Annotated in this window: 6 protein-coding genes and 2 pseudogenes; 2 read left to right on the forward strand and 6 right to left on the reverse strand. The window is 46.7% G+C overall.

Features of this window, described 5'->3' with window-relative positions:
- Nucleotides 1–109 precede the first annotated feature (109 nt).
- A complete protein-coding gene (locus tag O2S87_RS17195) occupies nt 110–259 on the forward strand; it encodes a hypothetical protein (protein WP_475409983.1) in 150 nt (49 codons plus the stop codon).
- Nucleotides 260–265: 6 nt separating this feature from the next.
- On the opposite strand, the pseudogene O2S87_RS17200 reads toward O2S87_RS17195, so the two are convergent.
- The 4 genes and pseudogenes from O2S87_RS17200 to O2S87_RS17215 form a co-directional block, all read right to left on the reverse strand.
- Nucleotides 266–508 (reverse strand): annotated as a pseudogene (locus O2S87_RS17200) (IS4 family transposase); the annotation flags it as partial.
- 164 nt (nt 509–672) lie between these two features.
- Nucleotides 673–1,314 carry an FkbM family methyltransferase gene (locus O2S87_RS17205; RefSeq protein WP_475409984.1) on the reverse strand — a complete coding sequence of 214 codons (642 nt, stop codon included), beginning with the start codon at nt 1,312–1,314 and terminating at the stop codon, nt 673–675.
- 542 nt (nt 1,315–1,856) lie between these two features.
- Nucleotides 1,857–2,789: a glycosyltransferase family 2 protein gene (locus O2S87_RS17210; protein ID WP_475409985.1), complete on the reverse strand. Its 933-nt coding sequence runs from the start codon at nt 2,787–2,789 to the stop codon at nt 1,857–1,859.
- A gap of 282 nt (nt 2,790–3,071) precedes the next feature.
- Nucleotides 3,072–4,124 carry a sugar-transfer associated ATP-grasp domain-containing protein gene (locus tag O2S87_RS17215; RefSeq protein WP_475409986.1) on the reverse strand — a complete coding sequence of 351 codons (1,053 nt, stop codon included), beginning with the start codon at nt 4,122–4,124 and terminating at the stop codon, nt 3,072–3,074.
- Between the two features lie 105 nt (nt 4,125–4,229).
- Between O2S87_RS17215 and O2S87_RS17220 the strand changes: the two genes are divergently transcribed.
- A complete protein-coding gene (locus tag O2S87_RS17220; RefSeq protein ID WP_475409987.1) occupies nt 4,230–5,447 on the forward strand; it encodes an IS701 family transposase in 1,218 nt (405 codons plus the stop codon).
- Between the two features lie 15 nt (nt 5,448–5,462).
- On the opposite strand, the pseudogene O2S87_RS17225 reads toward O2S87_RS17220, so the two are convergent.
- Both O2S87_RS17225 and O2S87_RS17230 read right to left on the reverse strand, forming a co-directional pair.
- Nucleotides 5,463–6,244, reverse strand: a pseudogene (locus tag O2S87_RS17225) (IS1595 family transposase); the annotation flags it as partial.
- Nucleotides 6,245–6,409: 165 nt separating this feature from the next.
- Entirely contained in the window at nt 6,410–8,278 is a 1,869-nt protein-coding gene (locus tag O2S87_RS17230; RefSeq protein WP_475409988.1) for an asparagine synthase-related protein, read from the reverse strand.
- Nucleotides 8,279–8,509 lie beyond the last annotated feature (231 nt).

The following is an 8,509-nucleotide window of genomic DNA, read 5'->3' on the forward strand; positions in this document are numbered from 1 at the left end:
TCCGTGCTGCCTGGACAGCACTCGGTGTTCGTCGATCTGTTCCAGCGAACCAACCGCTTGACAGCCGGTTCTTCCGGTAGTTGTCCTTGGATTAGGGCAGCGTTGGTGAGTGGCAACGCCGTCGCGTGGGCGGCTGATCGCCGCCGACAGCGACTGGATGCCGGTAGAACTCCCAGCCACCGTCTTGCTGGAGGCTAGCCAGCCACCGCAGACACAGATTCAGCACTTATTGGAGGAGATCGGGAGGCTCCCGATGTGATCAACTGAAGCTGGATCGAGACACCTTCTGGTTTGTCGCTGTCTGGTAAGCTCGTTGAAACGCGGCGATAGAGCGGGTTTCGCCATCAACGGTGAAACCCAAGATGAGCGACCAGACGAGCATCGTAATGTCGATTTTTCGGTGGCGTTGGACGGCATCGCGCTCGCGCGCGATGCCTTCAATGAGCTCCTCAGGAAAGAGAGAAGTCAATCGGCGTCGTATGAGTGTTGGAGAGAGTTCAGGTAGCACAACCTCTCTCTACGCGGTTTGTGAATATAACCTCATCAAGACGCTGGCGTCTGTCGGTTTCGATCCTTAACCGAACACGGATGGTCAACCGCTAAATTAGAAGTTGTTGAAAAGACCCTGGCGGTTGTTGGATAGAATAGGTTCGCTCCAAGACATGCACACAGTTATTTATAAGCTTTATAGAAAATTTCATTTTTATCTCTACCATCGAGTTCTACAACTGTGAAACCTAAATCTTTTAATTGTTTTTCTATCTCTTTCGGAGAACTCCCAAAATCCTCAACAGAAGGTCGATGATCTTCACCTGGTAAATGAACCTCACAGTACACTGTTCGACAACTTGATGAAGATAGCGTCGTTTCCAAGCCCTCAAGAACAAGTGCCTCTGAGCCTTCTACGTCAATTTTGATTATGTCAGGTGCGGGGATTTCACTCTGAGCAATGAGCTGATCAGCCGTTGTTGTCGGGACTTTAATTGTAGTTTCGGATTCGTTTGCTTCTATCGCTGATGAACCATAGCCCACATCGTCTTCATCTGGCTGACTGAATTCAATATTCCCGACCGAGTTAGAGAGTGCCACATCAACTATTTCGACATTCCGAAGTTGGTTACGAGCGACATCTTGTTCCAGTAGACTAAGATTTGGGGGATACGGCTCAAACGCAATCACCTCTCCATCCGGACAGGCTTTGGCCGCAAAAAGTGTGTACAATCCGGTGTTCGCTCCGACATCATATATAATATCATCTTTTTCGATTTGATTAACGAGGTCTCGCAGTTCTTTTTTTTCGGATTCGAACCGCATTCGATTCCGCTTAACCATCGTGGGAGTTGGAGCAGAAAACGTAACAGTATGTTCATTCAATGTGAATGAGTACCACCCACGAATTGGCATCAATTTGAAAAAAGCGTTCCGATGTAATTTCCGGAGAACTCTCCGAAGAAGCATTGTTACACCGTTTTCTTCATAGATAGACATACACCGACTGATTAAAGATAACACGGTTAAGTACAAGTTACTGTATTAGATTCATATCTGTTTTGGTCACGTTCTGCTATCTTGACCCCAACGTAGTCTGATCAGGACCTAATTTGTCGGTTGGATGAAATCAAAAACTTCAAATTCTCTCTCAGTAACTTGATGTTGGATAGTAACTACCAATAGACGAGTCAGGCACGCGCAAGAACGTTGCTTCGATTAACAACATCCAAACGTTGAGTATTGATGAGTGTGCCGAGTCGATCTACGGACTGCCGAAATTCATTCGAGGAAAATCTCGAAGTTTACTCCCTGAAGGAATTCTCTCGACACTTGGGGACCTATTACTTTATTTTCGGATGCAAAGATTAATTAAACAATTTCATTTTGACCCATTTTTTAATCGATACAGAGAAGGTGAAACTCTTAAGCCCAAAAAATGAAAAGAAACAGTGATAGTAGTAGAGAGGATCATACGGATACTTCAACATTGCTTTTTTTAGATTATCTCTTGACTTTTTAATATTCTCTTCCTCTCTAGCATATAAAAAACTCCTTGAGTAGTATATCCGTGAGATTGCTCTATCAGTCATCTTCTCCTCATGCTTTTTTAACAATCTATTTTGGCCACTAGTTTTCCGTTCTACGTTTCTAGTTATTCCGTTCTCACTTATATGAGAATATGATAGAATATCATCAATTCTAGTCATATAATATCCGCTATTTAAAACTCTGATATAAAACTCATAATCCTGCTCAGAGTCCATCTTTTCATCTAGATATCCGACCTTTTCGAAAATATCTCGTTTGAACGTGGTACACCATATACCCCCAACTACATTCTCTCTAATGATATCGTCGTATTCGACCCGACACTTTTTTCTTGAGATAGCAACTAGTTCATCATCATGGAACGCTTTAGTTGATGTGTATACCCCAGCACATCGTTCTGATTCATTTTCAAATTTGTTGATCACCTTCTCAAGCCGTTTAGGCAGATATTCAGTATCTGAATCTATAAACGAAATATACTCACCCTTTGCATGTTCAACACCTTTATTTCTTGCAGCATTTGCACCTTTATTATGTTGCTTAATATATGTAATACGATCATCATTGTACGATTTTACAATTTCCTCAGTATTATCCGTTGAACCATCGTCAATGATTAACAATTCAAAGTTTTCAAGTGTTTGGTATAAAACACTATCAATAGCCCGGGAGATGGTATTATCCCTATTATATGTTGGTAAAACAATAGAAATAGGTACGTCTTCTTTATTATTTTGACCTTGTTTCATATAGTATATTCAATATGACTGTGTAATTATGTTGTATCACTCAAACACTTCTGTCTATCTCTGAGTGTTGAGTACGTGTTAATAAATCGTGTCGACTCAGATTTATATTCTTTACGAAATTCGATCCATGAATAGGTCGAATCGGCAAAAGGCTCTCGTAGAAGGTCATTACAGGCAGTACCTCGACCGCGTTGGGCAGACTTAGCTCTAAGTCAGGTCACCAGAACCAAGAAAAGAGTCAAAAGACCGTATTTTCTTAAATCCCCAAATGGCTATATCGTCTCAAGAAGCATCAAAAAACCGCTTTGCAGTCTCGTTCGCCAGCACCCCCTGATCAATTTGAATGATATTTATCCCAGGGTTATTATTAGCTTCAACAACCTTTGGGCCATCGTCAGTAACGGCAATATCCCATCCGACATACGGAGCACGGAAATGATGATCGGCCAATTCTCGCGCCACCTCACAAACGACCTCCCACATTGGGATCGTTGTACCAGCAATGTGGCCGTCTGTGTCTGGATGTGTGTCGGTCCGCACAAGTCCGTCATCTGATTCTACGATCGGTCGACCGATAGTCCCGGTTTCCACGTCGACCTGCGAACAGATACCGCCTGCCGACCAGTTGTCGGTCGGTGCTGATGCGTTGGTGCCGAACCGATGCGCGGCGGCCACCACCTCAGGCGTGTGCGTGTCGGGGTTCATTAGCGTCATCACGCGAATTGTGTTCAGCGACTCTGGGAAGATTGCCGAAGCGTACTCGTGCTGCTGTACGCATTCCGTGACCATGTAACCATCAATCGATTCAGTCAGTCCCTTTATTAACGAAGGAGTCACCTCGCACCCATTGAGGTGAACCACATCCCCGCTAGGTTCGAGTTTATAAATACCCTGACCTTGGATTCCGGTGATCGGTTTGAGAATGATCGCGTCACGTGATGCAATTGATGCGATCGACTCGGGGTGCCCATTCATCGAGACGAACGAACCGTCCCGAATGACGCCGTATAGCTCTGGGAGATATTGATCCAACCTCTCCGAACAATATATAAAAGCGAGTTTGTCATCGAGCACGGCACCATATTCTCCGTTCAAATATGGGATTACACGTCGGGCGTGGATATTGTTCAGATATTCATGGGGCTCATTTTGGTCGAGATCGAGCCACACCCACGATTGGGCATTGAAACCGTATCGCCACGCCTGCAACCGGGTTCGAAACGACACGTCGAATTTTTGGGCACCTTTCACGTCGTTCCGCATGAACCGGAATACATCAGATGTCGCAGCCAGCTTGTCGCGAGAAAATTTTAACCCTTCCCAAATGCGCCCCATAACATACCTGTCTATATCCCAGAGAAATAAGTGATACTGCCACTGTCTAGTTACTCGGCTCTGCACGTTTAAGTAGGTCCCAACTATACACCGTATTGACAGCAAATGCTGCCGATCACGGACTTCCTATCGTGTACTGATCCGCTGGACGACTTCGACTCGCTGTCATATCACCAGACTCATCACGCCAAAACGTACGTGACAGGTCTTGCTGCGGCCCGCAGCAAGACCGTGACCGGGATTGCACGAGAAGTCCTTCCTGCTGGAAGTGATCGGGCCCTCAACAAGTTTCTCACCGAGTATGACTGGGACGAAGACCAGCTTAATCACGAGCGGTTAGAGGAACTGCAAAATCACGGGCAAACACGGTGGTTAAAGAAAGGCTACATCGTCATCGACGATTCAGTGTTCCAGCGAACCGGGAAGGAACTTCCCGGTGCTGGCAAATTCTACGATCACAGCGAAGGAGAGCCCGTCTGGGGCCAAGATCTTGTCTACTCGTTCTATACTGACGACAAAACGTCCTATCCACTCGTGTTTCGTCAGTACGAGAAAAGCGACGAAGACAAAGAAGACGAGAACGAGACGAAGTACGATCTCTCTCGAGAGATGATCACGGAACTGGAAGACGAGGTAGGTGTGCCTGCGGACACCTACCTCTTCGATTCGTGGTTCGCGCACGACTCTGGATTGATTAAACACGTCGAATCATACGGCAAGGACTGGATCGGTCCGCTCCGGAGCAACCGGCAGGTGACCTACGCGAACAAAGAGATGCGCGTCGATGCGCTGGAAGAGCGCATCGACAAGGAACCACGTGAAATTGGCGACGAAATCTACAAGATATGGACAAAGACGCTCTCAGTGTCGAAATTAGGCGAGGTTCGGCTAGTGATCGCCGAGAAGGTGACTGACGAGGAGGAGGAAGAGAACCCTGTCAAGTACCTTGCAATGAACAAGATTGACGCTCCTTCAGCTCATATCATTCGGAGCTATTCCTACAGATGGCGAATAGAGACGTTTTTCGAGGACTCGAAGCAGGATTTAGGCTTAGGAGACTGCGAGGTACGTGATTCTGAGGGAGCCAGTCGTCACTGGCACCTTCAGATGCTCACCTACAGCCTCCTTCGTCTTGGTCCGGAATCGAGCGTCTCGGAGCGACTCGTCTCGAAAGCCTCGTCGCTCCGAGCACAGTTTGAACACGGGCTCAAAGAGGCGATTTACAATATGTTCTCGTGGGTGCGCGATCAGCCAGACCGTGACCTCGACGGATTGATGGAAAAAATCGACCACCTCTTTCTCCATTCTGAAGTGAGTTTATAAACGTGCAGAGCCGAGTTTTGAGACACCTCGATGGGGCGAGAGCCAGAATCGAACCAGCGATCCATGGCTCTCGCAGGTATTCACGTGAACCTCTTCATCAACATACTCGCCGTCACTATGGACGACGTATTCACGGGTGAATGCGTCGTCCTCCTCAAGCGGTTCGTACGCCCGAAAGCCATCGGTATAGACAGTCAACGACTCCTGTTGGCGGTCAGCCAGCAGGAGTCGAATTGTCGATTCATCGGCGGCTTTCGTGGGGATTACATACCGCTCACCGGTGCCGCGATCTGCGAGAATAAACACGGGTGGCTTGTCAGCTGCGTATGATCCACGCCCGCGCGTGGAGAGGCCACGCGAGCGCGACGGTCGGTCGCGCTCGCGACCTTTGAGTCCAGCTTTCACGTACAGCTCGTCGATCTCAACCGGGCCTTCGAGGTATGGCAGAGGCGCGTCCAGCGCCCGTAGGAAGCGCTGGACGCGCCGGTAGACAGTCTTGTAGGAAACATCGATTCCCAGTCTAGCTGTCTGAGAATGGTGTTGAAACGGATGTAGGTGTAGACAGCGAGGAACCATTTTCTGAGAGCAACCGCTGAGTGTTCAAACACCGTGCCAGTCTGATCGTTGAACGTACGGTCGCAATTTTTACACCGATATCGCTGAAACACTCGATAGCTGCCGTACCGAATCACGGATTCGGCACGGCAGCGTGGGCAATAGACGCCGTTACACCAGCGAACCTGTTGGAGCAGGTTCGCGGCTCGACGCTCCGAGACAAACGTATTGATTGGGAACATCGTTTGTCGGGTGACACGAACGTGTCACCCTTGCCTACTGTGACTTTCAGCTACTGCTAAGACCTGACCAATAATCCACTACCCAAGAGCGACAACGAAAGTCTGTACGAGGCCACCCACTTGTACGGAGGTGATTTTTAAAGATAATCAAGCAGTGCCCACATCTCACCTGGTGTTTAAATCTAGTGAGGACTCTAAGACCGTAATTAAGGCATACAACTGCTGTGTGTGGTTTTCACCGTTGAGATGAGCGATGTAACAGTCTTGGGCAGCATCGTAGTCTAAGTACGGAGACGCACGAATCCGATCCTCATTTTTTTCTAGTATATTTCCAACAAATGAATGCTGGCGAACTAGTGTTTCGTGATTAGGCCATGATCCACTACCACCACCTATCGAATCTTCAGTCTCACTCAAACAGAGTGCTCGTTCAATCTTATTTTGGAGTGCAGATGTCTTTCTCACATAGTGTTTCATATAATACGGGTAATGAAGAGGCAGACCGTGACCCGGGTGAGGAATCGAAGCGAGTTCTGGGTTGAGTTCATACAATGCTGCTCCAACAATATCCCTTTTGTACCGATACGAACTCGGCACTTGAAGAGCAAGGTCTATTATACGATTGTCTAGGAATGGATACTTTGTCGGGATCATTTGGTTAAGGGTCTCATAGAAAATAAATGTTTTGACATTTGTTATTGGATAACTCACGCCGAAATCAATCATTGCATTCCATGATTGATAATTTACACCCCCTTTTTGAACTGATTTCCCTCTTCCCCTGATTCGTTTCTTAAATGTCTCTCTCGGGTTCAACTCATCTACAAGGTATGGCAGAGGACAATTATATTCTCCGACTTCCCAATTACTTACTGCATCAAAATATGCTTCAGAAGAACGAATTCTTCGAGGATTCGAGGAAGGGAAAAGATGGTTCACTAATGGGAATGGATAGGACCTCTTCGGGACGTATGTGCCACTCAATATTGTGTCACTATATTGGCCACAATATATTTCTTCAACTTGATTGGATAGTTCGTCAATAAAACCAACAGCATGAGCATGAAGAGGGAGTCCATTAAAATTCGTGATTTTACTGGCAATATTAAAAACATCGGGATAATAATCCTTTGTTCGTTTTAGAAATTCAAACTCTTGGGACAGAGCGTTGGCTACTTGCTGCGCTGTCTGAGCTTCTCTGTTGCCATCCAACTGCTCGTTCATATGGAACGCAGTAACATTATCTTCCATCGATGCTAGAAGAAGTCTAGAATCAGACCCTCCACTTAATAAAATTCCTGAGTCTCGATTTTGAACGGAACGGTCGTCCACTGCGTCTGCAAATACCCTATTAAATTGGCGAACAATTTCCGAGTACGTACTTTTTTTCTCAATCGGTACTGGCCACCAATACTGCCAGCTATCGACGAGATCTCCATTTATGTCGAACATCAACACTGAAGCGGGTGGGGCCTTTTTAATTCCACTGACGGGCGTCTCTACACCGGATACATGACTAAATGCCAGGAACTCCGCGAGAAACTCTGGATTTGCTTTCAGACTAACTTCGGGATGAGCAGCAAGTGATTGCAGTAGTGACGAAAAAACGGCACATCCATCTGAAGTCCGTGTATAGTATATTGGCCGGGATCCTAACCGGTCTGTAAACAGAGAAACAGTTTCAGATTCATGGTCATAGATAACTCCCGAAAATTCACTATTCAATCCTGCAATGAAATTCAATCCATAGGTCTCGTAAAGGGATGCGCAGTATTCGGCATCACTTTGATTGCCCGACCGGGGTGTATATTCTCCTTGGTATTCGTGTCCAAGTATATCACCCCAGCACCAAATTGAGACGTCTTCCGTGGTCGCTGGTTGCTCATCAAATGCGACTGCATGATCTACATACCCAATTTCCAGAGGGTTATCACGAAACAGTGACTCTCGTTGATTACTAAACGTGTTGATCGAATTAGCAAGGTCAGTAATATCTCCCCTCTGAGAACCAATAAGTCCACAGAGTCCTGCCATTGTCCATTAGTTAGCACATTAACCATATAAATCAACTCATCTTGCTCTGTTGAACGCCTACGCCGTCTGTGAATTATATTGTTGGTACGTGTTTACCCCCAGACAGATATCGCCAGTCTCTCGTAGGAACACCCTGACTGGTACTGTAGACCGATGCACCAGGCGAGCAAACACACTCCTGAGGGATGGTCTCCAAGCAGGAGACCATCCCGTCTCGCCTGTTAATGACCT

The sequence above is a fragment of the Halohasta sp. A2 genome (assembly GCF_056175805.1).